Annotated in this window: 25 protein-coding genes; 20 read left to right on the forward strand and 5 right to left on the reverse strand. The window is 57.1% G+C overall.

The features are described from left to right. Nucleotides 1-3 precede the first annotated feature (3 nt). The 20 genes from ABD735_RS11365 to ABD735_RS11460 all read left to right on the forward strand — a co-directional run bounded on the left by ABD735_RS11365 (nt 4) and on the right by ABD735_RS11460 (nt 18,057). Complete coding sequence (locus ABD735_RS11365; RefSeq protein ID WP_344806451.1) at nt 4-960, forward strand: ABC transporter permease; 957 nt, start codon at nt 4-6, stop codon at nt 958-960. A gap of 3 nt (nt 961-963) precedes the next feature. Further along, nucleotides 964-1,677, forward strand: a complete 714-nt coding sequence (locus ABD735_RS11370; protein ID WP_344806453.1) for a hypothetical protein — start codon at nt 964-966, stop codon at nt 1,675-1,677. A 10-nt stretch (nt 1,678-1,687) separates the two neighbouring features. After that, nucleotides 1,688-2,542 (forward strand): ABC transporter ATP-binding protein, encoded by an 855-nt coding sequence (locus tag ABD735_RS11375; RefSeq protein WP_344806455.1) that lies wholly within the window; start codon nt 1,688-1,690, stop codon nt 2,540-2,542. Beyond that, nucleotides 2,542-3,162, forward strand: coding sequence for an SCO family protein (locus ABD735_RS11380; RefSeq protein WP_344806457.1), 621 nt, complete (start codon nt 2,542-2,544; stop codon nt 3,160-3,162). The genes ABD735_RS11375 and ABD735_RS11380 overlap by 1 nt, the downstream gene beginning before the upstream one ends. Beyond that, nucleotides 3,152-3,850: a c-type cytochrome gene (locus ABD735_RS11385; RefSeq protein ID WP_344806459.1), complete on the forward strand. Its 699-nt coding sequence runs from the start codon at nt 3,152-3,154 to the stop codon at nt 3,848-3,850. Before ABD735_RS11380 ends, ABD735_RS11385 begins: the two co-directional genes overlap by 11 nt. Before the next feature lie 79 nt (nt 3,851-3,929). Beyond that, nucleotides 3,930-4,718, forward strand: a complete 789-nt coding sequence (locus tag ABD735_RS11390) for a GntR family transcriptional regulator (protein WP_344806461.1) — start codon at nt 3,930-3,932, stop codon at nt 4,716-4,718. Then, nucleotides 4,715-6,478, forward strand: a complete 1,764-nt coding sequence (locus ABD735_RS11395) for a fumarate reductase/succinate dehydrogenase flavoprotein subunit (protein ID WP_344806463.1) — start codon at nt 4,715-4,717, stop codon at nt 6,476-6,478. The genes ABD735_RS11390 and ABD735_RS11395 overlap by 4 nt, the downstream gene beginning before the upstream one ends. A gap of 77 nt (nt 6,479-6,555) precedes the next feature. Beyond that, nucleotides 6,556-6,789 (forward strand): 4Fe-4S dicluster domain-containing protein, encoded by a 234-nt coding sequence (locus tag ABD735_RS11400; protein WP_344806465.1) that lies wholly within the window; start codon nt 6,556-6,558, stop codon nt 6,787-6,789. A gap of 8 nt (nt 6,790-6,797) precedes the next feature. Beyond that, on the forward strand, nt 6,798-7,775 hold the full coding sequence (locus tag ABD735_RS11405; protein WP_344806467.1) for a HEAT repeat domain-containing protein: 978 nt from the start codon (nt 6,798-6,800) through the stop codon (nt 7,773-7,775). A 3-nt stretch (nt 7,776-7,778) separates the two neighbouring features. Beyond that, complete coding sequence (gene fdxA, locus ABD735_RS11410; protein ID WP_344806469.1) at nt 7,779-8,129, forward strand: ferredoxin FdxA; 351 nt, start codon at nt 7,779-7,781, stop codon at nt 8,127-8,129. Continuing rightward, a complete protein-coding gene (locus ABD735_RS11415; RefSeq protein ID WP_344806471.1) occupies nt 8,129-8,452 on the forward strand; it encodes a DUF971 domain-containing protein in 324 nt (107 codons plus the stop codon). Before fdxA ends, ABD735_RS11415 begins: the two co-directional genes overlap by 1 nt. Then, a complete protein-coding gene (locus tag ABD735_RS11420) occupies nt 8,445-9,524 on the forward strand; it encodes a YeiH family protein (protein ID WP_344806473.1) in 1,080 nt (359 codons plus the stop codon). Before ABD735_RS11415 ends, ABD735_RS11420 begins: the two co-directional genes overlap by 8 nt. 24 nt (nt 9,525-9,548) lie before the next feature. Beyond that, nucleotides 9,549-10,670 (forward strand): iron-sulfur cluster carrier protein ApbC, encoded by a 1,122-nt coding sequence (gene apbC, locus ABD735_RS11425; protein ID WP_344806475.1) that lies wholly within the window; start codon nt 9,549-9,551, stop codon nt 10,668-10,670. Between the two features lie 171 nt (nt 10,671-10,841). Beyond that, nucleotides 10,842-11,630: a GntR family transcriptional regulator gene (locus tag ABD735_RS11430; protein WP_344806477.1), complete on the forward strand. Its 789-nt coding sequence runs from the start codon at nt 10,842-10,844 to the stop codon at nt 11,628-11,630. Then, complete coding sequence (locus ABD735_RS11435) at nt 11,617-12,927, forward strand: M20 family metallopeptidase (RefSeq protein ID WP_344806479.1); 1,311 nt, start codon at nt 11,617-11,619, stop codon at nt 12,925-12,927. The genes ABD735_RS11430 and ABD735_RS11435 overlap by 14 nt, the downstream gene beginning before the upstream one ends. Beyond that, on the forward strand, nt 12,924-13,763 hold the full coding sequence (locus ABD735_RS11440; RefSeq protein ID WP_344806481.1) for an ABC transporter permease: 840 nt from the start codon (nt 12,924-12,926) through the stop codon (nt 13,761-13,763). The genes ABD735_RS11435 and ABD735_RS11440 overlap by 4 nt, the downstream gene beginning before the upstream one ends. Nucleotides 13,764-13,811: 48 nt before the next feature. Further along, nucleotides 13,812-14,849 carry a taurine ABC transporter substrate-binding protein gene (locus ABD735_RS11445; RefSeq protein ID WP_344806483.1) on the forward strand — a complete coding sequence of 346 codons (1,038 nt, stop codon included), beginning with the start codon at nt 13,812-13,814 and terminating at the stop codon, nt 14,847-14,849. A gap of 2 nt (nt 14,850-14,851) precedes the next feature. Continuing rightward, entirely contained in the window at nt 14,852-16,231 is a 1,380-nt protein-coding gene (locus tag ABD735_RS11450; RefSeq protein ID WP_344806485.1) for an allophanate hydrolase, read from the forward strand. Between the two features lie 23 nt (nt 16,232-16,254). Beyond that, nucleotides 16,255-17,232, forward strand: coding sequence for an NrtA/SsuA/CpmA family ABC transporter substrate-binding protein (locus tag ABD735_RS11455; RefSeq protein ID WP_344806487.1), 978 nt, complete (start codon nt 16,255-16,257; stop codon nt 17,230-17,232). Nucleotides 17,233-17,235: 3 nt separating this feature from the next. Next, entirely contained in the window at nt 17,236-18,057 is an 822-nt protein-coding gene (locus tag ABD735_RS11460) for an ABC transporter permease (RefSeq protein WP_344806490.1), read from the forward strand. An 11-nt stretch (nt 18,058-18,068) separates the two neighbouring features. On the opposite strand, the gene ABD735_RS11465 is transcribed toward ABD735_RS11460, so the two are convergent. From ABD735_RS11465 to ABD735_RS11485, 5 genes are all read right to left on the reverse strand, one after another. Beyond that, nucleotides 18,069-20,012 carry a response regulator gene (locus tag ABD735_RS11465; protein ID WP_344806491.1) on the reverse strand — a complete coding sequence of 648 codons (1,944 nt, stop codon included), beginning with the start codon at nt 20,010-20,012 and terminating at the stop codon, nt 18,069-18,071. Next, entirely contained in the window at nt 20,013-20,468 is a 456-nt protein-coding gene (locus ABD735_RS11470; RefSeq protein ID WP_344806493.1) for a response regulator, read from the reverse strand. Nucleotides 20,469-20,559: 91 nt separating this feature from the next. Then, a complete protein-coding gene (locus tag ABD735_RS11475) occupies nt 20,560-22,152 on the reverse strand; it encodes a sensor histidine kinase (RefSeq protein WP_344806495.1) in 1,593 nt (530 codons plus the stop codon). Nucleotides 22,153-22,170: 18 nt separating this feature from the next. Beyond that, nucleotides 22,171-23,535 carry a guanine deaminase gene (guaD, locus tag ABD735_RS11480; RefSeq protein ID WP_344806497.1) on the reverse strand — a complete coding sequence of 455 codons (1,365 nt, stop codon included), beginning with the start codon at nt 23,533-23,535 and terminating at the stop codon, nt 22,171-22,173. A 12-nt stretch (nt 23,536-23,547) separates the two neighbouring features. Beyond that, nucleotides 23,548-24,399, reverse strand: a complete 852-nt coding sequence (locus ABD735_RS11485) for a transglutaminase family protein (protein ID WP_344806499.1) — start codon at nt 24,397-24,399, stop codon at nt 23,548-23,550. Nucleotides 24,400-24,402: the final 3 nt, after the last annotated feature.

Here is a 24,402-nt window from a genome sequence, read left to right on the forward strand (position 1 = left end):
GCGATGAACCTGGCATATGCAGACAAGAAAGCCGACGCACCAACCGATGATGCAACTGGAGTGGCGCAGTCTGAGGGCTCTACCACGAAGGCTGAAGTCAAGCCATTGAAGACTTCAGTGTCTGCAGTGGCAACAACACAGCAGGCGGCGGTGCCGAGCAGAACACTGCATATGCTCCGGTCGCTGCCATCGACGAAAATAACGGCCGTTCTCATAGGCGCATGCTCGGTCATGGCGGGCCTGTTACTCTGGCACTTTGCCACCGAAACCAAATTCAATTACTTCATCAATTTCGAGAACGTCCCGGCTCCACTGGTGGTGGGCAGCGCGTTTCTTGTTCACCTGGCTGACCCGGAGTTTCATACCCACATTGCCGTGAGCCTCCGTCGTATCGGCTTTGCCTACAGTTTTGCCGTTGTGCTTGGCGTGGTGCTCGGCCTGATCGTCGGGCGCTCGAGAACAGCTCGAGCTGCAATACTGCCTTACATCGAAATCATTCGCCCTATCCCGGCGGTAGCCTGGATTCCGCTCGCAATACTGATGTGGCCGACAGAGGAAAGCTCCATCATCTACATCACCTTCCTGGGCGCCCTCTTTCCGATCATTCTCAACACGGTGCACGGCGTCGAGCAGACGCCTGAAGTACTCGTGCGAGCTGCCAGGTCCCTTGGCGCGTCACGCATGGAAATATTCTGGCACGTGGTGCTGCCTTCTGCCCTGCCGAGTATCGGGGCAGGTCTTGCCATCGGAATGGGGATCAGCTGGTTCTCACTGCTGGCTGGCGAAATCATCTCAGGTCAATACGGTATCGGCTATTTCACCTGGAACGCCTACTCGCTCATCAACTATCCAGACATCGTCGTGGGCATGCTGGTGATCGGTGGCCTGGGATCACTGTCAACCTGGCTGATCCGTGCGGCCATGCGTCCAGCCCTGCGCTGGAACCTGAAGGCAAAGTGAGGCTTGACAGAGATGCGCCAACGCCTCGCCATCATTCAGTCAACGATTCGGTCGCAGTGGCGGCTGTGGGCGACGATCGCGATAGCCTGGGTCGTTCTGTACTACCTGATGCTGCTGCTGTGGCTGATGCTGCGCTTTCAGGCGCTGCCGAACTACCTGAGCGTGTTCGACTGGGTCACCAATGTGCAGGTCATCATAGCTTCGACGCCATCCTGGTCCGACACGCTGCGCATCATTCAGGACGAATGGGTGCTGGAGATCGGCTTCATGAATTACGACTACGGCCTGGGCATTTCGGAATGGAGCCTGTTCCTCGCACCGGCGAAGATGCTCGTCACACTGATGGTGGGTGCGCTGGTGGCAACGATTTTCCTGCTGCTGCGAAAGGCTCAGAAGCACTGCCAGGTCACGGATGGCGGTCGCTCGGTATATATCGCAGGCGGTCTGGGAGCAGGTCTCATGGCCTTTGCATCGATGACCCTGTCGTGGGTGGTCTGCTGCGCTTCACCGACCTGGGTGGTGGGGCTCGCCATGCTGGGACTTGGCGTCTCGACCTCTCTCTGGCTCGAGCCGCTCGGTCCCATCATGAATGTCGCTGGTCTCGCGCTGTTGATCATCGCCACGGTACGGGCTGCCGGCAGACTCATCGCACAGGACCCGAGACCCGCAGCCGCGACCTCGCACACGAACAGTAGCCAACTCCAATCAACCTTGTAGGGGAATCCGAATGAATTCTGCAGTCATAGAAAAAGAGCGGGCATTTCGGCCGGACAAACAGAAGCACTCCGTGGATAGGGGTCGAATCGAGATTGACAAGGTCAGCATCGTGTTTGGCAGCGGCCCCACAGCTAACGTCGCCGTTCAGGAAACCAGTCTGGAGATTTCGCCTGGTGAGTTCGTCTGCATACTTGGACCGTCGGGCTGCGGAAAGTCGACACTGCTGAATTCGGTGGCCGGTTACGTCAATCCCTCCAGCGGGCAGGTACGCGTGGATGAGAAGGTCATTCTGAAACCGGGCCCGGATCGGGGCATGGTATTTCAGCAATACTCCCTCTTCCCATGGAAGACCGTTCACGAAAACATCGCCTTCGGCCCGAGTATTGCCGGGCATAGCCGCAAGGAATGCACCTCGATAGCGAACACCTTTCTTACCATGATCGGCCTCGCCAAAATGGCGAACAAGCTACCCGGTGAACTCTCCGGCGGCATGCAGCAGCGTGTCGGCATAGCGAGAGCCCTGGCGAACTATCCCAGCGTGCTGCTCATGGATGAACCATTTGGTGCGCTCGACGCTCAGACCCGTCTGATGATGCAGGAAAGCCTGCTGAACATCTGGTCCGAGTTCGGCACGACAGTCCTGTTCGTCACGCACGACGTGGACGAAGCCATTTTCCTGGCTGACCGCATTCTGATCATGAGCGCAAGTCCCGGCTGCGTGATCGCTGATCTGTCGGTCAAACTGGAGCGCCCACGTAGTGGAGAGTTGGCGACCACGCCCGAATTCATAGACCTGAAACGGCAGTGCCTGGCCTATATCCGTGCAGAAAGCATGAAGGCTTTCGAGACCGAGGAAGCCCACTGATGCCTGCTTTCGGCTGGTCAGAATCCTTGAAGAGACTACTGCCAATAGCGGTATTCGCGATGTCTGCTGCCGCAGCGTCGGCAGAAGGTTATGAGCAACTCGACACGCCGAGGCCCCTGCCCGAGTTCACGCTCCAGGACCAACATGAGCAAGCCTTTGGACTCGCGGATCTGAAGGGCCAGTGGTCGATGATCTTTGTCGGCTTTACGTCCTGCCCTGACGTCTGCCCCTATACCCTTGCAGCCCTGGAAGCGGTGCGGGCGCAACTGGGCTTGCGGCTGCGGCCTGAGAATCTTCCAGACATCGTTTTGCTGGCTGTAGATCCTCAGCGGGACAAGGCTCATATCAAGCCCTATCTTGCCCACTTTCATCCCGACTATATCGGGATCACTGGTGAGGCCAAGGAAATTGACAAACTGATCGAAGGCATCGAGGGCTTTTACGAACTGAAAAGGACCTCTCCCATGGATACCGGTTATGACGTGGTGCATAGCGCGGCGGTGTCGATCATAGACCCGGCAGGGAATGTGGTCGCGAGAATACTACCGCCCTTCAATGCTTTCCGAGCCAGTGAATATCTGGCGGGCATCATTCGTGGAGTTCAGCTCGGTGCCCGCTAACGAACCTTTCGGCGGCATCATGCCCGTACTGACTCGCCATGTCATTCTTGCTGGCGCCATGAGCTGCATCTGTGTGCCTGTACTGGCCGACATGATTGACGAAAGCGGCATGGCGCCCTGGGAGGTCTGCGGCCTCTGTCATGGCCTCGACGGTGTCAGCGCGATGCCTAAGTTCCCGAAGCTGGCGGGGCAGAATGCGGCCTATATCAGTGAACAGATTCATAATTTCAGAACCGGCTTACGGGCAAATGATGGCGGACAGATGGAAGCGATCATCGGCGAGATCGACCCTGCCGATATCGATGCTATCGCCACTTATTTCGCCAATCTTCCATTACCCAAAGCCACTTCGCAGCAGAACGATAGTGGCGCTCGAAGTGATCCGCCAGCCGTCGGTGAACACCTCTTCGCTTATGGCAAAAGCGGTGTCCAGGCCTGTGCGGACTGCCATACGAATCCGTCTGGCAAAACGCCAATACTGTTCGCTCAACATGAAGCTTACCTGGTGAAACAGCTTGCAGACTTCGCCTCCGGCGAGAGAACCATCGATCCGTCCAGATTCAGCTCAGCATCAGGCGCTTGCTTCCGTGCCGCCAGCCGTCTGCAGCGCGCAGAAATAACGGCGCTAGCATCGTTTCTGGCGAACTCTACAGCGCCGCTGATCGGCCCGTCAGCAGGCGATCAATAATGCTCAGTTTATCAACAAGTTTCACTTGTCATAACATGTTATTACAAGTAGCCTGTGATTGTCCTCGGGGAGAAACCGAATGCCATCACTGAAGAAAGAAAACATGTCTCATCAACCGCTCTATCTGCAGATCAGGGACGCCCTGAAAAAGCAGATTCTCAATGGCGAGTACGCGCCGTACGAACGCTTGCCATCGGAAGCCAAGTTGATGGCCGCCTTCGAAGTCAGCCGCATTACCGTGCGCCAGGCATTGCGAGACCTGCATGCCGAAGGACTGGTCTTCAGCTCTCAGGGCAAAGGCACCTTTGCCAGCAAGCCCAAGGCGATGCAGGACGTGAAGCACCTCGAAGGCTTCGCTGAAGCCATGACCGCCAAAGGATATGAAGCCAGCGCCAGGCTCATCAGCATTCGCGAGACCAGGCCGAGCAAGGATGTCGAGACCCAGCTGGAGATCGGTCCCAAGGAAGACGTGGTCGAAGTGGTGCGGGTGCGCTATCTGAATCGTGAACCGGTTTCGGTGGATACCTCGTGGTTTCCGATGGCTGTGGGCAAGAAGCTGTTTTCCCGGAATCTCGCTGGCGACATTTTTCCACTGCTTGAAAACCTGCTGCAGGTTCGCCTCGGCCGCGCTGATGTCAGCCTCGAAGCTCGCCCGGCCGATGCCGACATAGCGAAGCTGCTCGAGATGGAGCCTGGCAGTCCCATCATGTGGGTCCAGCGCCTGACACGCGATGCCAATGACCGCCCGATCGATTACGAATACCTCGCCGTGCGCGGTGACTCCTACAAGTACAGATTTCAGATCCAACGGGCAACGATGCCCCAGCAAACCGATGCACAGGCTCACAAGCAAGAGGATGAACAATGACACATTTGGACGAAACGCTTATCGACGATGCCATTGTCGATGACATAAAAGTGACCGATGTCGATGTGCTCGTCATTGGTGGTGGCACTGCGGGTCCCATGGCTGCAGTAACCGCCAAGGAGAACAATCCTGACGCCGTCGTCATGCTGCTTGAGAAAGCCAACGTCAAACGCTCCGGCGCGATCAGTATGGGCATGGACGGACTGAACAATGCTGTAGTTCCGGGGCACTCGACTCCTGAAGCCTATGTGAAGGAAATCACTATCGCCAACGATGGCATTGTGCTTCAGAAAGGGGTCATGGCTTATGCCCAGGGCTCTTTCGACATGATCCAGAAACTCGATAGCTGGGGCGTCTATTTCCAGAAGGACGAAACCGGCGAATACGACATGAAGAAGGTGCATCATCTTGGCACCTATGTGTTGCCGATGCCCGAAGGCCACAACATCAAGAAGATTCTCTACCGTCGCCTGCGTCGTCACCGCGTGACGATCGAAAACCGCTATCAGGCGATCCGACTGCTCAAGGACAAGGATGGCGTAGCCTGTGGCTGCATCGCCCTGGGCACGCGTGATGCCGATGTCATCGTTATTCGTGCAAAGGCCGTGATAATGTGCACAGGTGCCGCCGGACGTATCGGCCTCCCCGCATCCGGCTATCTGTTTGGCACTTACGAAAACCCGTCCAACTGCGGTGACGGCCACTCCATGGCCTATCACATCGGGGCGGAACTCACCGGCCTCGAGTGCTATCAGATCAATCCGCTGCTGAAAGATTACAATGGTCCGGCTTGCGCCTATGTCACAGGCCCGCTCGGCGGATATACGGCCAACTCCAACGGCGATCGCTTCATCGAGTGCGATTACTGGAGTGGCCAGATGATGATGGAGTTCTATAACGAGCTTCAGGGCGGCAATGGGCCGGTCTTCCTCAAGCTCGATCACCTGGCGGAGGAAACCATTCAGGAAATCGAGCACGTTCTCCATACCAACGAACGGCCAAGCCGTGGCCGCTTCCATGATGGTCGTGGCACCGATTACCGCACCAAGATGGTGGAGATGCATATCTCCGAAATCGGCTTCTGCGCAGGTCACTCGGCCTCAGGCGTGTGGGTGAACGAGAAAGGCGAGACGACAGTGCCCGGTTTGTACGGCGCTGGCGATATGGCCTCCATCCCGCACAGCTACATGCTCGGTGCTTTCGTGTACGGCCAGATCTGTGGCGAGAATGCGACTGAATTCGCGCGGCATCGTGAATTACCCGAACTCGACATGGACTACATCCAGAAAGAGAAGGCACGCATTCTGGCGCCGCTTCATCGCACGGATGGCATTCCACCAAGTCAGTTCGAATACAAGGCTCGCCGCCTGGTAAATGATTACCTGCAGCCACCGAAGGTGACCAAGAAGATGGACATTGGCCTGCAGCGTCTCCAGGCGATGGAGCAGGACATCGAGCATCTGTATGCCCGCGATGCCCACGAACTGCTGCGCGCCAACGAAGCGCAACACATTCTCGACTGTGCACAGATGGCAGCAGTGGCATCAATGTACCGACAGGAAAGTCGCTGGGGACTGTATCACCACTATGTCGATCATCCCGAGACAAACAACGAGGACTGGTTCTGCCACGTTCAGCTTTACAAGAACGAAGCCGGACAGATGGCGTGTAAGACGCGACCTGTCGAGCCTTATGTGGTCGAACTCGATGAGACCGAAAAGCTGGCTTACCAGCAGATGCGAGTGGGCCAGGCTGGCTGAGGTCAGCGCTGCTCGAAGGCGATAGCCAGCGCGCTTGCCAGAAAGCGCGTCCTTACAGTTTCAATGGAGAAGTTCTCATGCCAATAGCCACCCAGATTTCAATGGTGCCAGTCGTCGTCGACGACGAGAAATGTATTGCCGACAAGGGTTGCAGAACCTGCATCGATGTCTGTCCGCTGGACGTGCTCTGGATCAACGAGGAGACCGGTAAAGCGCATATGAAGTACGACGAGTGCTGGTACTGCATGCCCTGTGAAGCTGACTGCCCTACGGACGCCGTCACCGTCAACATTCCCTACTTACTGCGCTGAGGTCCATCATGTCGAAATATAACGATCCCCTGCTGGATTCAATCGCTGAACGCCTGAAAGACGGCGATGCCGGAATCCGACGCGTCGCGGTCATGGAACTGGTCGATAGCCCTGAGGCCGAAGCCGTTGAGCTGCTGATCGCAGCCCTCAGCGATGAGGATGAATCGGTAAGACTCGAAGCCGCTCGCGTGATCGATGAATTCGATCCGCGGGAAATGATGGGCGCCCTCGTGGGTGCGCTCACAGCCGACGACGAGAACGTACGCAACGCCGCCGCCAGTGCCCTGGCCGATCTCAAGGACAGTAGCGCGGCCCCTGCCCTGATCGAAGCGCTGAAGGAGGACGATCCGTTCGTACTCGCTGCGATACTTCGCGCGCTCAAGCAGTTACGCATACCGCAGACACGTCCTCACGCCATTAGTTTCCTCTCACATGAAGACGCTGGTGTACGAAGAGAAGCTGTTGGTGTTCTGGGTTACTTGCAGGACGTGGACAACCTGCCGCAGCTCATTTCGGTGGCCGGCAAGGATGCCGATGCCGAAGTCCGTAGAACTGCCGTTGGTGCTTTGGTGTATGCACCGCCAGCCATGGTGGCCGCTTCGCTGGCAGCGGCGGTGACAGATGAAAACTGGATGGTGCGCATGGAAGGCATCAAAGGCCTCGGTCGGCTTCAGATTACCCAGGCGGTTGATACGCTCATCAAGGCCACCGACGACGAGCGCTGGCAGGTTCGCGAAAAGGCGGCTGAAGCCATCGGCAAGCTTGGTGCTGTCGATGGTATCTCCGCACTCGGCGCCTGCATTCAGGATCCGATCAGTAACCTGCGCAAGACGGCCATCGCTGCACTCGGTGAAATTGCCCATAGCGACGGCCTGCCTTTCGTCGAACAGGCGATGAACGATAACGATCCCGATGTTCGCAAGCTGGCCCGCTGGTCGCGCGACCGCATTGCTGCCGCAGAGTCTGCCAGCGGCACAGGACACTGAGCCATGACCTTCGTCGTCACCGAACAATGCATTCGCTGCAAATTCACTGACTGCGTGGAAGTCTGTCCCGTCGACTGCTTCCACGAAGGTCCGAACTTTCTGGTCATCGACCCTGAAGTCTGTATCGACTGCGCGCTGTGCGTACCCGAATGTCCGGTGGAAGCCATCTTCGACGAATCGGATCTGCCTCCTCAGTTTGTGGAGTACACGGCACTCAATGCAGAACTCGCACAACAATGGCCAGTGATCGATTCAGCACAAACGCCACTGGCAGACGCCGAAGAGTGGGCGGAAAAATCCGACAAACGAAAATTCCTCATTATCGATAGCGCAGCTGCCGCGGAGCAGGCCTAGTGACTGTGGCTACCGGTCTCAGGCCCTGCCAGATTCATCTGGACAGAGCGGACGCGGTAGTCACCATCACCTGGAATGATGGTACTTCGGCTCGGCTGTCCGGCCAGCAGCTCAGGCAATATTGCGCCTGTTCGGGATGCCGTGCTCGCGGTCTGGTCGGGACCGCCCTGATCAGCGACAGTAGCCGTATAGAAGCACTGAAACTGATCGGTACGGCTGGCCTGCAGGTCATATTCTCTGACGGCCATGAGCGCGGCATTTTTCCCTGGGATTATCTCAACGCTATTGCCTGCGGCAAGGCCATGGACAGCGTCCATGCCTGAGCCGCTCAGCAATAACGAACGTTTCGACGCTCGCCTGGCCATCTCGAAAGCTGTTTGCGGAAAATTTGCACCCGGCATCTGTTTCTGTCTGCTCGTGGTGATGGCCGCGAAATTTGTTTCGGAGCACTACGCCACACCACAAATACTCGCAGCGCTGCTGCTCGGCATGGCCTTCAGCAGCATCTCGAAATACGAAGAATTCACTTCGGGCATCGAACTCTGTGCGAAGACCGTTCTTAGACTCGGTGTGGCGCTGCTCGGGGTACGGATCACCTTTACCCAGATTGCAGATCTGGGTTATCGCCCCGTCCTCATTGCCATCATTGCTGTGATTGCCACCGTCGGCTTTAGCCTGCTGATTGGACGCGCGCTTGGCCTGGACCGCATTAAATCCGTGCTCGCAGGCACTGCTGTCGCCATTTGCGGGGCCTCAGCTGCACTCGCGGTGGCCGCAGTGCTCCCTGCCAGTAAGGCCAACGAGCGCTTTCTGCTCTGCACGATTGTCGGGGTGACTGGTCTCAGTACCATCGTCATGATCGTCTACCCCGGCATGGTCAGCAGTCTTGGTCTAGATCCGTACCAGATGGGTCTGTTTCTGGGTTCAAGCATTCACGACGTCGCCCAGGTTTTCGGCGCTGGCCACATGATTTCCAACGAAGTGGCAGAGCTGGCGACCTATACCAAGATGCTTCGGGTCACCATGCTCGTGCCGACCATCATGATTCTGGTCCTCGTGTTTCGCGTCGCCGCGCAGCGCAAGCCAACATCCGAACTCCAGGCCGATATCAAGGGAGATTCGGTGCTGTCGACCAACAGCAAGCGCGGGACACTCCTGCCACCCTTCCTGATCGCATTCATCATGCTGATGCTGGCAGCGAACACAGGGGCCATGCCAGCTGTTCTCATCGGCACCCTGGGGGAACTGTCACAGTTGTGTCTCTGGCTCGCCATGGCAGCGCTCGGCACCAAGACCAACCTCGTTGAAATGTGGCAGGTCGGGCACAAGCCCTTCCTGCTGTTGCTACTGAATACGCTGTTCATCGCAATCCTCGCGATGTTGATGATCATTTAAGCAAAGGGTGAGTATATGATGGCCATGCCTGAAACAAGCGCGAACGACGATCTGAACACCAGTCTCCATGGCTTGCCACCTGAGCTACAGACGGCGCTGGCTTCGCTTGTCGATCCTGTTCTGAACGAGAGCTACCTGTCGCTCGACGCCTTGCAGATCGACACCATAGAGCCTCTGGCGCTGACAGTCAGACCGGGCTATCCAATGAACTCGAAGCTCGCTGCGCTCAGTCTCGGCCTTCGGTCAAGAATGGACATCGCAGGCTTCCCCGGTACTGCGATCAGACTTGAGCCAGATGTCGTTCCCGCACCCTCTCCTGCGCAATCAGGTCACCTCGCCGGTGTACGCAATATTGTAATGGTCGCCTCAGGCAAGGGTGGCGTGGGCAAGTCCACCACGGCCGTCAATCTTGCGCTCGCACTGCAGGCTGAAGGCGCCAGTGTAGGCATGCTCGATGCCGATATCTATGGGCCCAGTCAGCGCACCATGCTTGGCGTAGCGGAGGATGTGCAGCCAGAACTGGTCGATGGTAAATTTCTGAAGCCCATAGTGCGCTTCGGTGTGCGCTCAATGTCGGTCGGCTACCTTTCCGCCGAGAAGACGCCAATGGTATGGCGCGGACCAATGGCGACACGTGCCCTGCAGCAACTCCTCGAACAGACCATCTGGGGTGACCTCGACTACCTGATCATCGATATGCCGCCCGGCACCGGTGATATCCAGATCTCGCTCGCCCAGCGGCTCAAGGTCTCGGGTGCGCTCATTGTGACCACGCCCCAGGAAGTGGCCCTGATCGATGCCCGCAAGGGTATCGAGATGTTCGCAAAAGTCGGCATTCCAGTGCTGGGACTGGTCGAGAATATGGCGACGCACATCTGCACGAACTGCGGCCACGAAGACGATATATTTGGCCAGGGTGGCGCCTCGAAGCTTGCAGCTGAATACGACCTGCCTGTGCTCGGCTCTCTTCCTCTGGACAAGTCGATTCGCGAAGGTGCAGACGCTGGCCTCCCCAGTGTGGTGGCAGACCCAATGGGTCCAATGGCTCAGGCCTATTTCAGACTGGCCCACGCCACTGGTGGGCAGCTGTGGAAGCAGAACCTGCGAAGCGGCGAGCCGGCTGAGATTCTGCTGACCGAGTCCTGAGCTGCACTGATAGCAGGCGGCGCACCACGAGGATGATTCATATCGGTGCGGACATCTTCATATAAACCACTCATATTATCGTTAGCCGTTGATTCTAAAAGAAATATTTTTATGGCATCAAGCTTGCTTTTATACCTGTCATAACAGGTCAACAAGCAGGTTCAGCATTCCATGGGTAAGATTTCTCCAATGCCGCTGCCGCTATTCCAGCAGATCAAGGCAGAACTCCGCGCACGAATTCTCGATGGCAGTTACTCGGTTCACGAACGTCTGCCGTCTGAAGCAGCCCTCACTGAAAGCTTCGGCGTCAGTCGCATTACTGTCCGTCAGGCGCTGTCGGAACTGCAGAAGGATGGGCTGGTCTTCAAGATCAACGGCAAAGGCACCTTCGTCTCCAAGCCAAGAGCTTCCCTCGACGTCAGCCGGCTCCGAGGCTTCGGTGAAGCCATGTCGAGTCTCGGCTACGAGACCTTTTCAAGGGTGCTCGATATTCGTGATATGGCCGACAAGGCCGATATACAGCAACAGCTGTCACTCCCCGGTAAGTCCCTCGTAAAACGCATTCGGCGCCTGCGCTATCTCAACCGCGCCCCCGTCTCGGTCGACGTCTCCTGGTTCGCACCCGGTGTGGGGGACCGGGTCGCCCAGGCCGACCTCGAAGGTCGAGACATTCTTTCCATACTCGAAAACGACTGTCACCTTCATCTCGGCAAGGCGCGGCTGAATATCGAAGCCCTGCTGTGCGACGACGAACTGGCACACCTGCTGAAAACCGAAGAAGGCAGTCCAGCGCTTCATATCGAACGCATCATCTGCGATACCGACGGCGCACCGGTCCTTTACGAAAATCTTTACTACCGCGGCGATGCCTTCCGCTACAGCCTCAATATCGAACGTCAATCGGACGAACACGACAAACACGAATCTACATGGAGCGAAAATCACGATGCCCGTTCATAAGACCTCGGCCACAGCTACTTCCGAACTGACGGCATTACAGCAGCAGATCGTCGACAGCATAGACGAGGCTGAGTGGGAGTCGTTGACAACGGAGCTCGTAGCCGCCGGCCAGCCAGACGCCGAAAACCCGCTTGACCCGGACATGCCAGCAGGTCGTGAAGAAGGCATCGCGAAGGTCGTTGCCGCCAAACTGCAAGCGCTTGGGCTTGATGTAAGCCTGCACAGCAAACTGCCTGGCAGGCCGAACGTCATTGGGCGATGGCAAGGCGGCGAAGGCCCGAAACTGATATTGAACGACCATCTGGACACCTATCCAGCCGGAGACCATAGCTTGTGGACGGCCTGTGACGGCAAGCCTTTCAACGCCACGCGCCAGGGCAACAAACTGATTGCCCGGGGCACCTCCGATACGCGTGGCAACCTGGCCTGCACGCTGCTCGCGGTGAAGGCACTCAGAGACGCCGGTGTACAGCTGCGCGGCGAACTGTTGTGTATCTATACCGTCGATGAAGAGAAGAACGGCACCAACGGCTCGGTATACGTGACCAAAGAGCTCGGTATCACTGCCGACTATGAAATAACGGCCGAACCAACCGGCTGGACGAAGAGTGAGAATGACTGGGGTATGAGCCTGGCGGTCGCTCACTCGGGGCACTGTCTCGTCGAGTTCGAAGTGATCGGCAGCCCGTCGCATATCTGGCGCCCCGATAGCGGCATCAACGCCAATTCGCAGATGATGAAGATCCTGGCTGCGCTGGAGACCATCGGCTTCACGCATGAGTCGCCCAATCGCTATGGTGCGACGAAGCCATCTGCGTGTGTGGTGCGCATCCACGGCGGCGAGCCGCGCGAGATGCAATTTACGCCTTACCGTTGCAAGGCCGTCGCTGCCATCGTCGGCATGGTGCCGGGGATGACAGCAGACACCGTGATGGCCGACATCGAAGGCCTGCTGGAGCAGTCGCGGGCTCAGGATAGCGATCTCACGGTGACCGCCAACTTTTACCCCCAGTCACTGTTCGTTTCTGCCACTGAAGAGCTTGACGATGATGCCCAGCCAGTAGCGGCAATCAGAGCCGCCTACCGCACATTGCTTGGCAGCGAGCCCGACCTGTATCGCAAGAACGCCTTCTGCGACACGATTCGCTTTTCTGAAGCCGGCATTCCCTCGGTGACCTTCGGCCCCGGCGAAGATGGCTGGCCGCCGATCAACGAATACATCAACGTCAACAAGGCTGTTGCAGCGGCGAAGATCTACGCGCTCACCATCCTTGATCTACTCGGCCACGAGTCGTGAAAGCCCTGACCCTGCCAGTCCAGGCGGTGGCGCCACCAACCGGCTTCGCCAGGCGCTGGTGGCGGAGCCCGGAACGCACGCTGCATCTGCTGTCGCTCGGCTCGGTTGCCGTATTGCTTCTCGTCTGGGTGTTCATCACTGAGACCGGCATCGCCAACGAGTTGTTCCTGCCAGGACCAGGTGCTGTCTACGACGCTTTTATCAAGGCTTCGGTCAGCGGCTATCAGGGCAGCACCCTTGATGAGCACCTGCTGACGAGCCTGGCGCGCATCATGAGTGGATTTGGCCTGGCCTGTATCGTGGGTATCCCACTTGGCGTGGTCATGGGTATATCAGCAAGAGCCAGAGCAACGCTCAACCCGATGATTGAATTCTACAGGCCACTGCCACCGCTCGGGCTTTATTCACTTTTGGTCATGTGGCTGGGTATCGGCGAAACCTCCAAGGTTGCCCTGCTCTTTCTGGCCGGCCTGCCAGGCATCGTTATCGCTACCAATATGGCCGTCGCAAATATCAGCCCCATCTATGTTCGCGCCGCACAGAGTCTCGGCGCCTCAGGCAAGGATCTTTTCCTGCAGGTCTACCTGCCGGCAGCTGGACCCACGATCCTGACCGGCATGCGAATCTCGCTCGGCTTCGTCTACACCGTTCTGGTTGCGGCGGAAATAGTCGCAGCGACAGCTGGCATAGGCTGGATGATCTGGGATGCCTCGAAATTTCTGCTCAGTGACATCGTCATCATGGGACTCATCGTCCTCGGCCTGACGGGCGTCACGCTCGACCTGATCATGCGACTGCTCGGCAATGCACTGATGCCATGGAGCAAGAAACTCTAACGCACACTGTCCTGAACTAAGTCATCAACTGAAGTAATGGAGAATGCCATGAAGCTGCTCGAGTCCACCTCACGTTCATCCGCCCTGCTCGCCTGTGCCCTGTCGGCACTCACGCTCGCTCAAGCCACCCATGCGGCAAAGCCTGAAGAGGTCACCATCGGCTACCTCAATCTGGTGAACGCCCAGCTGGTCACGAAGAACCTCGGCCTGCACCAGAAGGAAATGCCCGGGGTCGACATCAAGTACATCAAGGTTGGCGGTGGTGGCGACATGCTCAAGGCCATTGCGGGGGATCAGGTCGATTTCGGTGGGCTCGGTAATCCGCCTACTGCAATAGGCGTCACGCGCGGCCTTCCCATACAGGGCCTGTTCGTACTCAACATGCTCGGCTATGTCGAAGCCATGGTCGTTCGCAAGGATCAGAACATAGAGTCGCTCAGCGATCTGAAAGGCAAGACGATATCCGCGCCTTTTGGGTCGACTACACACTATCTCCTGCTATCGGCCTTGCGGGAAGAAGGCATTGATCCCGCCAGCATGAAGATTCTGGACCTGCCACCTTCTGATACCGTGGCGGCCTGGACTCGCAAGGACATCGATGCCGCCTATTTCTGGGAGCCCAACCTCAACAAGGCCGTTCAGGATGGTGGCGAGATCTTCCTTGACTCCGGCGTGATGGCCGAGCGTGGCTTTCCCACCTGGGACGTCGGGGTGGTGATGGACAGTTTTGCGAAGGAGTACCCGGACTACGTTACCAAATTCGTCAAGGCGGAGTGCGCCGGCATCGACTTCTGGCTGGAGAATCCTGACAAGACGGCCGAGATCATTGCAGAAGAACTCAGCCTGCCGCTGGATGATGCCACCCGAATGATGAAAGGCACGACGATGGTCCCCTGTGATGAGCAGCTCACCGCAGAGTATATCGGCACCAGCGATAACAAGGGCAAGTTCGCCGAGACCCTGGCATCGACGGCGAAGTTCCTTGTCGAGCAGGATCGTCTGCCCAAGGCGCTGTCTCGCGACGAGTTTGCTGATTTCCTCAAGCCGACCTACCTCGAAAAGGTAGTGAATGGCAAGGCGGAATGATCATGGACATCTCTCCGCAGCGTTTAAGGGCGGCTTATCGAAGCGGTGGGCGCAAGCCCTCCGAAGTCATCGAGCACCTGCTCTCTCGGTTTGTCGACGAGGACCAACAAGGCGTGTGGATCTCTACCGTTGCAGTAGATCGACTGCGTGCTTCCGCGAGAGAGATGGACACTCGCCTCAACGAACTCGATGAGTTCCCCCTGCTTGGTTTGCCGTTCAGCGTGAAGGATTGCATCGACGTTGCGGGTGAGGTCACGACCGCTGCCTGCCCTGAATTCAGCTACCTGGCCGAGCACTCGAGCCCGGTCGTGCAGCGGGCTATCGACTGCGGCGCAATCTATATCGGCAAGACCAATATGGACCAGTTCGCCACCGGACTGGTGGGCACACGGAGTCCGTACGGCACTGCTCGCAACCCTTACAATCCGCTCTACATTCCAGGCGGATCCAGTTCCGGCTCAGCAGTATCCGTCGCCACTGGCACCTCTTCGTTCTCGCTGGGCACCGATACGGGTGGCTCCGGGCGCGTACCAGCATCCTACTGTGGAGTGACTGGACTGAAACCTGCTCCTGGCGCCCTTAGCCGCCGAGGTATGGTGAGTGCTTGCCGGTCGTTCGACACGATCTCTCTCTACACCGCTTCAGCAGATGACGGCCTGGAGGTCTTCAGACATCTGCTCGCCTACGATCCGGCGGACTGCTGGTCGGATGATGCGTATGCACTGCAGGAAGTTGGGGCCGAAGCCACCAGCATGCGTATAGCCACACCTCGCAGCGAAGATCTCTGCTTTTTTGGCGATACAGAAACGCCTGATCTCTTCATGCGCGGACAAACGGTGGCCGAATCACACTTCGGACCGCTCGCGAAGATCGACTTCAGCGCATTCACCGAGGTCAACGACCTGATGTTCTTCGGCCCTTTTGTGGCGGAGCGCGACGTCTCAGTAGGTACCTTTCTGGATAGCAATCCGGGGGCTGGCATCGATGTTGTGCGCTCTCTCATCGTCGGCAGTCGCACTCACACGGCAGCGGATGCCTATAGGGCCTACTATCGGCTCAAGGAGGCCAGGCATGCACTGAAGGCATTCTGGCAGCAGTACGATGTGCTCATGGTGCCAACCGTAGGTTCGGTACTCTCGCTGGATGATGTCGCCAGCGAACCACTTCAGACCAGCTTCAACAATGGCTACTACACCAACTTCGCAAATCCCCTGCAGCTTGCGGCTGTCGCCGTGCCCAGCCAGGTGACCAGCAGTGGGGTGCCCTTCGGCGTTACTTTCCTGGGTCCGGCAGGGACCGAGGCGAAGCTGGCCAATGTCGCCTCTCAATTCGTTGCTGCCTGCACAATGGCTTCATCAACGGCTCAGAGACAATCAGCATAACTTCACCAGAAAGAGGTTCTCCAATGAAATGTATTAGCAGGTGTATTGTTAACGGCTTAGGCGTGCTGATGTTCGGTATCTGCACGAGCGTTAGTGTTCATGCAGCCGAGACCGTTCGGCTCGCGCAGAATCTCTCGCCCATCTCGGGTGTGACCATCGTGGCCAAGCACAAGGGCTTCTTCGAAGAGCAAGGGCTTGACGTGGAGGTGAGCAATTTCACCTCCGGCAAGCAGTGCCTGCAAACAGTTCAGGGTGGCGGCGCTGATATCGCCACCACTGCAGAGGCACCGACAACAGCTGCGGCGATGGCGAAGGAACCGATAGCCTTTCTCGCGAGAACCGAATATTCCGATCTGAAAACACTGACAGCAGAACATTCGAAGATCGGGTCGCTGCAGGATCTGAAAGGCAAGAAGATTGCGTTCAGCGCCGGTACGGGAAGCGAGGTCTATACCCAGGCTCTGCTCAAAAAAGCAGGCCTCACGACCGAGGACGTGCAGCTGGTCAACCTGAGACCCCAGGATATGGCACCAGCGCTCGCCTCCGGCTCAATAGATGCTTTTAACACCTGGGAACCCTACATTGCCAACACTAAACGGGTCATGGGAGACAAGGCCGCCCTTCTCGATACAAAAGGCATTTATGCAGAGACTTTCAATATCGTCGTCATGAAAGACTATCTCGAAAAAAACCAGGAGACCGTCCAAAACTTCCTCAAGGCCCTCATAAAGGCAGAACAATGGATGAAGGCCAATAGAAGCGAAGCCATCGAGGTCGTCGCCAACGCCGTCAACCTCAAGCCCGCGGATCTCGAGCCGATCTGGGACGACTACGTCTACGAAGTCGTGCTTGACCAGCGAGTGCTGGACGTACTTCACGCCCATGCCGAGTGGCGCCTGGAAACGGGAAATGCACCCACCAAGGCCAGCATGCCCGACTTCATGAGCATCATCGATACAGGACCGCTGAAATCCATCGCTCCTGAGCGTGTAAGGCTCTAGGACATGAAGACGACTGTCGTCCTCAACCGAAAAACCGGTGGCCGCTTCAGTGCCTGGCAGGTGCTCAGGCCTGTGCGCCTGCCTTCTGGCCATCGAATCGCGCAGGCGCTATCGATTCCGCTGTTCCTTGGATTCTGGCAATGGATCTCAGGGTCCGGCATGGTCAACGCCCTACTGTTCCCACCGCCCACCGAGGTGGCCCTGGCGCTCTACACCTGGGCAGCAGAAGGTACACTATGGCAGGACCTCGGCATGAGCGTGTCACGCGTGGTGATGGGCTTTTTGAGTGGCGCAGCCACTGGCGTCTTCGCAGGCATCCTCACCGGCCGCTTTCCCATTGCCGATGGCTTTCTGACACCCATCTTCAGCCTCCTCAGGCCGATACCACCAATCGCATTTGTACCCATCGTCATTCTCTGGTTCGGACTGTCAGAATGGGGGAAATATTTCCTCGTATTCTGGGGTATCTTTTTCACCTTGTGGCTGGCCACTCACCTTGGTGTCAGGAGGGTAGACAAGACGCTTATCCGCGCAGCTCAAAGTCTCGGTACACCCGAGCACAAGATGCTCAGGCATGTTCTGCTGCCTGGCGCGTTGCCCTATATCTTCGTTGGTCTCAGGACCTCGGTCAGTATTTCGTTTTATACGCTGGTCGCAGCAGAGCTGGCTGGCGCCTTCTACGGCGTCGCCTATCGCATCGATATATCACATCAGAACCTGCAGATTGGGCAGATGCTCGCGGGACTGGTGGTGCTAGGCCTCATGTCAGCAACGGCAGACCTGATATTCAGGCTTGTTTCTCGTCGAATCGCCTGGTGGGAATAGCCTTGGTAGTCTCAGCCCGTCATTGATTTGAGGGTGGCGAGGTCGACTGGCTTCAAGAAGCAGTCGTCTGCACCGGCGGCCCGCGCGGCGTCTGCTGAGACAGCTTCGCCCGACAGGATGCAGATGCGACACTCAGTAAAACCTGCTTCGCGGATCTGCCCCGCGAGATCGAAGCCATGGGTGTCTGGAAGGTTCAGGTCCAGCAGGATGAGTTCGGGACTGGCTTGCTGCAGCTGTTCGAAGGTCTCAGCCCCACTGCGCGCGATCGCCACTGTGCAGCCAAGATGGCGCAGCAGAAAGGCCATGGCATTTGCCGAGTCTTCGTCGTCCTCGACGAGCAGAACGTTCGCGATCTGATTCGCTGCAGGGGGCATGACCGGCATGGCTCGACGGAGAGCACTCGTGAGCACTCCCGGATTGAGCGGCTTACTCAGAAAGCTGTTACATCCGCTTTCAAGACATTTTTCGCGATCACCCTGTAAGGTCGCTGCAGTCAGAGCGATGATTGGTCCACCGAATCCGAGTGCTCTGATCTGACGGGTCGCCTCGTGACCATCCATCAACGGCATCTGGATATCCATGAGAATAACCGAAAACGATCGATGCTGCGCTTTCATGCTGGTTACTTTCTCGACCGCCGCCTCGCCATCCGCCGCAAACTCCACTTTCGCGCCGGTCTGACCGACCCATTGACCAATCAGGTGGCGAATATCCTCGACATCGTCAACCACCAGCACGGTACCTTCCAAAGGCTTTTGCACCGGCTTGATGTCTATACCTCTTCGGGCATCGAGTGTCAGCGGAGCACGAGCTGCCCCCGCAAGCTCACCAACGCCGATATCCAGGGTAAAACAAGCGCCCCCGCCCTCAGGTGCGCGATAGCGGATCGAGCCATCGAGACGCTCGGCCAGCTGTTGACTGATGGCCAGCCCGAGTCCGGTACCTTCCATTCTGGTCAGGCTGGTACCGGCCTGCGCGAAGGGCTTGAACAGGAGATGCTGCGCCTCAGGCGGAACACCAGGGCCGGTATCCCTGACTTCGAAACTGAGTTGATTCAGGGTTTCGCTACTTGATGTGGGACAACTGACAGTCAGCGTCACTGACCCTTTGTCAGTGAACTTGACCGCATTACCGATGAGATTGATGAGAATCTGACGTAAGCGAACGGCGTCCGTCATGATGGCTTCCGGAAGCATCTCACCCGTTTTGAACAGCAGCTCAATGCCCTTGTCTTCTGCTGCAACGCTGAAAATGGACCACACATCGGCCAGCACGTCGCCGAGCCTCACCTCAGCGACTTCCAGCTCGAGTTGTCCGGCCTCAATCTTGGAGAAATCAAGCACGTCGTTCAGCAGGCTACGAAGGTGCTGGCCGTTACGCTGGATAACCTGTAGGCCCTGTAGTACATCCTTATCCGGCTGCTTATTGATCATCAACTCGGTAAAGCCGAGAATTGCTGTCAGCGGCGTTCTGATCTCATGACTGATGTGCGCCAGAAACTGGCTCTTCGAATCGTTTTCAGACTGCGCCCTCAAGCGCTTGAGCCGCTCTACTTCCGCTTCCCTGCGTGCGAGGGCATAGCGGACGGCGCGAGAGAGCTGATGGGCATCCAGATGGCTCTTGAGCAAGTAGTCCACAGCGCCCAGCCTCATGGCAAGCGCGTCTTTCTCGCTATCATCCTGACCGGTCAGCATGATGATAGGCGCTGTGAAGCCGAGAAATGGCGCCTGCTTCAGCAGTTCAGTGCCTTCTTCAGGTCCCAGTCTGTAATCCAGCAGACATATATCATGACGATTGAGCCGCAATTCGCGCCGGGCATCATCAGGTGTAGAGACCCAGTCGAGATCAAATTCGACGTTAGGAATATCACCCAGCAGATCATTCGTCAGCAGGTAATCATCTTCGTCGTCTTCGACCAGAAGCACGCTTACCCGCAGAGCTGCTTCCTTCGACATCTAGTGATCCGACCCGGGAAGCGTCACAAATTCAACCCAGTAATTCCCCAAGGCTCGCATCAGACCCACAAGCTCGGTAAAGGTCACCGGCTTCGTAATGTATGACGCTGCGCCCAGATCATAGCCACTCAACAGATCCTCTTCAGCCTTGGAAGTGGTGAGAATTACGACGGGGATTCTCCGAAGCGCCGGATCGGCCTTGATTTCCTTGAGGGCTTCACGCCCATCCATGCGCGGCATGTTGAGATCGAGCAGAATAAGGTCCGGTCGCAGATACTTTTCCTTGTCTGTGAAATCCCCGCGGTTATGCAGATAGTCAAGCAGCTCTATGCCATCGGTGACAAAGTCCACCGTATTGAGCACGCGACTTTCTTCTATGGCGTCCCGGCATAACTCACGATCATCTTCATCATCGTCCGCCATCAAAATACGAACAGCTTTGCGGGTGTTTGGCATCACAATGTCCTTGTCTCACGGCCAGCGCTTCTGGCACGGTCTGGTTGAAATCCGGTGAATATTTTCATTTTCGTATGAAACCGGGTATTTGTCAGCTTTTTGTAGGCTCAACCGAGTGGTCAGGCAGGTCGGCAACCGTCTCATGCTCATCGGGCTCGCCTTCGCTCAATTGATCGTCTGCCGGGACCGCAGGCAGCGTCACAATGAAGGTAGCCCCTTCTCCAGGACGGCTTTCGAGTTCGATACTGCCACCATGACGTTCAGCTATGCGACGGCAGATCGCCAGACCGATACCGGTGCCTTCATAAATACCTCGCTGGTGCAGGCGCTGGAAAGGGGCAAAGATCCGATCGATGAAGACTTCGTCGATACCAATCCCATTATCCTTGACACGCAACTCCACGGCCGGCGTTTCACCATCCTCCAGATAAGTGGTGGTAGCAGAAATAGATACATGAGGGCGAACATCAGTATCCACGAACTTGAGCGCATTACCGATCAGGTTCTGCATCAACTGGCGAAGCTGGACCGGCACACCATATACGGGCGGCAGATATTTGTAGTCGATCTGGGCATTGCGGTCGTTGATACGCACTTCAAGATCTTCCAGAACGTCGCTGACTACGGTTTCGAGTTCGACAGGCTCGAACTCCTGGATTGTGGTCGACACGCGGGAATATGTCAGCAAGGCGTCGATCAGGGCAGCCATCCGCTCGGCGGCAGCCTGCATCCGGCGAATATAGTCACTGCCGGTGCCTGCGAGCGCGTCACCGTACTTTACAGCGAGACGATCTCCGAATGCCCGAATCTTGCGCAGCGGCTCCTGCAGGTCATGTGAGGCGACATAGGCGAAATCCTGAAGCTCCCGGTTGCTCCGCTCCAGCTCTTTCGAGAAGCTGTTCAGTTCTGCGGTACGGGCGGCCACCTTGTCTTCGAGTTCATCGTTGGCCGCTTCGAGACGTAAGGCATGCTCCCGGCTCTCGGTGTGGAAGCGCCGAAGCAACCAGGCGAATGCCAGCACGAGTACGAGGCTGAACAGGAGCGACAAGGCCAGCGTCAACAGCGCCTTGGCATTGGTTTTGCCAAGCTCTTCATTCAGTCTGGAGAGTGTCTGCAGGCCACGCTCCTCAATTGCCCGAATCTGCTCCCTGATATCATTCATCAGCTGGTCTCCATTGCCTGCCCTGACCAGGACGAGCGCTTCGCTCATCTGCCCGGAACGTGCAAGGCTGATGGTCTGATCAATCTCGATGCGCTTGGCGAGTACGAGCTCGTGCAGCCTATCCAGGTGCTCTCGTCGCTCGTTGCCAACCGGAATGAGCTCATCGAGCACGCCAAGAGCTCTGTCCTGCAGACTGGTGGACGACTGATAGGGCTCGAGATAGGCCTCGTCCAGCGTCAACAGGAAGCCTCGCCTGCCGCTTTCGGCGTTTTGCACGGCAGCGAGCAGACTGAGTACGGCAGTATCCGTTTCCTGTGAAACAGTGCGGTTCTGGGCGACTTCGCCATAGCTACGAATCGCTTCGAAAGCGACAGCTGAATTAATCAGCAGGGCGGCGATGACGATGGCAATAATCGCTTGCCAGTTAATCGGCTTGACGTCCGGGCGCCCAGTGTCGAGACTTTTCTGCTCTCCGGCGGGCAAAGTCGATTCATCACCCGGGGCTATGGCTTGTTCAGGCACGCTGACCTCAATGCTGTGTTAAAGACGAGTGCCAAGAGTACCGTTTGTTGAAGTACCGAGTACAGATGCATTCGGCCGATCATAGACACACTGGCCATTGACCCAGGTAGCGGCTACGGCCCGATCATCGCCAAGCATCATCAACACGAACAGGCGCTCTTCCAGGCTTTGGCAACGCTGCACCCTGCGACGAATGAGATCCGTACAGTGATAATCGAGCATGATGAAATCTGCTTCGGTGCCCACTTCGAGCGTACCGACGCGTGCTTCGAGCCCAAGCATGCGTGCGTTGCCAAGCGTAGCCAGATAGAAGGCCTTGAGCGGCGACAGGGTCTGCCCCTGGAGTTGCGCCACCTTATAGGCTTCGTTGAGGGTTTGCAGCATCGAAAAGCTGGTCCCGCCACCAACGTCAGTGGCCATGCCGTAGGCCACGCCCGCCTCATCCAGCTTCGCAAGATCCAGCAGGCCGCTACCAAGAAAAAGGTTGGATGTCGGACAGAAGGCGATACCAGCACCGGCCTCATGCAAGCAGGCGTGCTCTCTGGCACTCAGATGAAGACCATGTGCGAATACACTGTGCCGACGTACCAGCCTGTGCTGGTCATACACGTCCAGGTAATCCTGACTGTGGGGGTGAAGCTGCCTTACGGCTTCTACTTCTCCAAGATTTTCAGACAGGTGCGTCTGCAGGTAGACACCTGGAAACTCATCAAGCAGCTCCCCTGCCCGTCCCAGCTGCTGCGGACTTGAAGTGATGGCGAAGCGTGGCGTCACGGCGTACAGCTGGCGGCCACAACCATGCCAGCGCTCGATGAGCGCCCGGCTTTCGTGATAGCTGGACTCTGCCGTGTCACACAAGGCATCAGGTGCATTGGTGTCCATCATCACGCGGCCGCAGATCATCCGGGTGCCCAGGGCTTCGGAGGCCCTGAAGAAAGCATCCACGGCGTGAGCATGTATGGTTGCAAATACCATGGCGGTAGTCGTGCCGGCTTGTATGAGCTGTTGTAGAAAGAAATCTGCAGTGGCCACGGCATGTCCATGGTCTGCAAACAGCTGTTCGGCAGGAAAGGTATAGCGCTCGAGCCAGTCGAGCAACTGGGTGCCATGCGAGGCGATCACGTCGACCTGCGGCAAATGGATATGGCTGTCGATAAAGCCGGGCAATATGAGGCTGTGGGGATAATTCTGAAGCGCTATGTCAGGCCCAAGCTGGGGCAGCACCTCGCTTGCAGGTCCAACAGCAACGATGCTCCCCTTGTCGATTAGCAGAATACCATCGTCATGGTGAACTACCGCGCCGTCGTTCGACGCTTTCGCGGAGCCCTCTTCAGGGTGACCGCGAAAGTACAGGATCTCGCCACGAACGGCCCGGATGCTCAAGAACGCAGCGCCTCAGGACGGAGTGACCCAGACACCCACTTCCATGCCCGTACTTGCCGGTCCACTGAAGGAGCCAGCTATAGGCGGTACTGCCTCTGGCAGGCGGGACACCGCCACAGGAATATGATCTATCGCAGTGACAACACCAGTAGTCGGGTCAAAACCCTTCCAGCCAGCTCCTGGTAAATAGACCTCAGCCCAGGCATGGGTTGATCCATAATTCGTCATTGAGGGCAAGGAGTGCAGATAGCCACTGACGAACCTGGCGGCGAAGCCAAGACACCGGGCCGCTTCCATGAACAGAGTCGCGTAATCCCTGCAGGAACCAGAACCAAATTCGAGGGTTTGAGCAGCGCTCTGCACGCCGGGTTCTTCACGAATCTGATAAGCAAGGCGCTGATTGACTGCAGTATTCAGACGCTGTAGCAAAGCGAAACTCTGTATCGCTTCACCTGGCTTCCAGATTGAAGTGATCCATTCGTCAAGCTTTGCCTTGATGGCAGGCTCAGGCAACATGCGGTACGGGGCCAGCGTGACACTGTCCTCATACGCATATTCAAAGGGGTAATTCATTGCACTGGCTTCAACCAGGAAATTGAACGGGTCCTGATTGAAGTGGATGATATGGGCCGTACTCTCTACAAAGAGCTGGTCACTCGGGGCATCGAAAATGGCCACGCCAACGGAATTCCCCTCCACATCCTGCTGCCAGCGAATAACGGGCTGAGGCATGATATGAACGGAAAAGTCGACGATCTGCAGTTCGAAGTTTTCTCGTGGCCGAAGTCTCAGGACATGCTGTCCGAGATTCACCTGGCCAGAAAAATTGTAGTAGGTCCGGTGCAAAATCCGGTAGCGTTGCACGGG

The organism is Allohahella marinimesophila, assembly GCF_039538005.1.
Classification (GTDB): Bacteria; Pseudomonadota; Gammaproteobacteria; order Pseudomonadales; family Oleiphilaceae; genus Allohahella; species Allohahella marinimesophila.

Excerpts from the sequence above, each read along its gene's own strand:
- fdxA (WP_344806469.1), top strand. The coding sequence starts at position 7,779 with ATGACCTTCGTCGTCACCGAACAATGCATTCGCTGCAAATTCACTGAC.
- ABD735_RS11470 (WP_344806493.1), bottom strand. The coding sequence starts at position 20,468 with ATGCCAAACACCCGCAAAGCTGTTCGTATTTTGATGGCGGACGATGAT.
- ABD735_RS11390 (WP_344806461.1), top strand. The coding sequence starts at position 3,930 with ATGCCATCACTGAAGAAAGAAAACATGTCTCATCAACCGCTCTATCTG.
- apbC (WP_344806475.1), top strand. The coding sequence starts at position 9,549 with ATGCCTGAAACAAGCGCGAACGACGATCTGAACACCAGTCTCCATGGC.
- ABD735_RS11395 (WP_344806463.1), top strand. The coding sequence starts at position 4,715 with ATGACACATTTGGACGAAACGCTTATCGACGATGCCATTGTCGATGAC.
- ABD735_RS11405 (WP_344806467.1), top strand. The coding sequence starts at position 6,798 with ATGTCGAAATATAACGATCCCCTGCTGGATTCAATCGCTGAACGCCTG.
- ABD735_RS11460 (WP_344806490.1), top strand. The coding sequence starts at position 17,236 with ATGAAGACGACTGTCGTCCTCAACCGAAAAACCGGTGGCCGCTTCAGT.
- ABD735_RS11435 (WP_344806479.1), top strand. The coding sequence starts at position 11,617 with ATGCCCGTTCATAAGACCTCGGCCACAGCTACTTCCGAACTGACGGCA.
- ABD735_RS11445 (WP_344806483.1), top strand. The coding sequence starts at position 13,812 with ATGAAGCTGCTCGAGTCCACCTCACGTTCATCCGCCCTGCTCGCCTGT.
- ABD735_RS11375 (WP_344806455.1), top strand. The coding sequence starts at position 1,688 with ATGAATTCTGCAGTCATAGAAAAAGAGCGGGCATTTCGGCCGGACAAA.
- ABD735_RS11465 (WP_344806491.1), bottom strand. The coding sequence starts at position 20,012 with ATGTCGAAGGAAGCAGCTCTGCGGGTAAGCGTGCTTCTGGTCGAAGAC.
- ABD735_RS11430 (WP_344806477.1), top strand. The coding sequence starts at position 10,842 with ATGGGTAAGATTTCTCCAATGCCGCTGCCGCTATTCCAGCAGATCAAG.
- ABD735_RS11455 (WP_344806487.1), top strand. The coding sequence starts at position 16,255 with ATGAAATGTATTAGCAGGTGTATTGTTAACGGCTTAGGCGTGCTGATG.
- ABD735_RS11400 (WP_344806465.1), top strand. The coding sequence starts at position 6,556 with ATGCCAATAGCCACCCAGATTTCAATGGTGCCAGTCGTCGTCGACGAC.
- ABD735_RS11380 (WP_344806457.1), top strand. The coding sequence starts at position 2,542 with ATGCCTGCTTTCGGCTGGTCAGAATCCTTGAAGAGACTACTGCCAATA.
- ABD735_RS11365 (WP_344806451.1), top strand. The coding sequence starts at position 4 with ATGAACCTGGCATATGCAGACAAGAAAGCCGACGCACCAACCGATGAT.
- ABD735_RS11450 (WP_344806485.1), top strand. The coding sequence starts at position 14,852 with ATGGACATCTCTCCGCAGCGTTTAAGGGCGGCTTATCGAAGCGGTGGG.
- ABD735_RS11420 (WP_344806473.1), top strand. The coding sequence starts at position 8,445 with ATGCCTGAGCCGCTCAGCAATAACGAACGTTTCGACGCTCGCCTGGCC.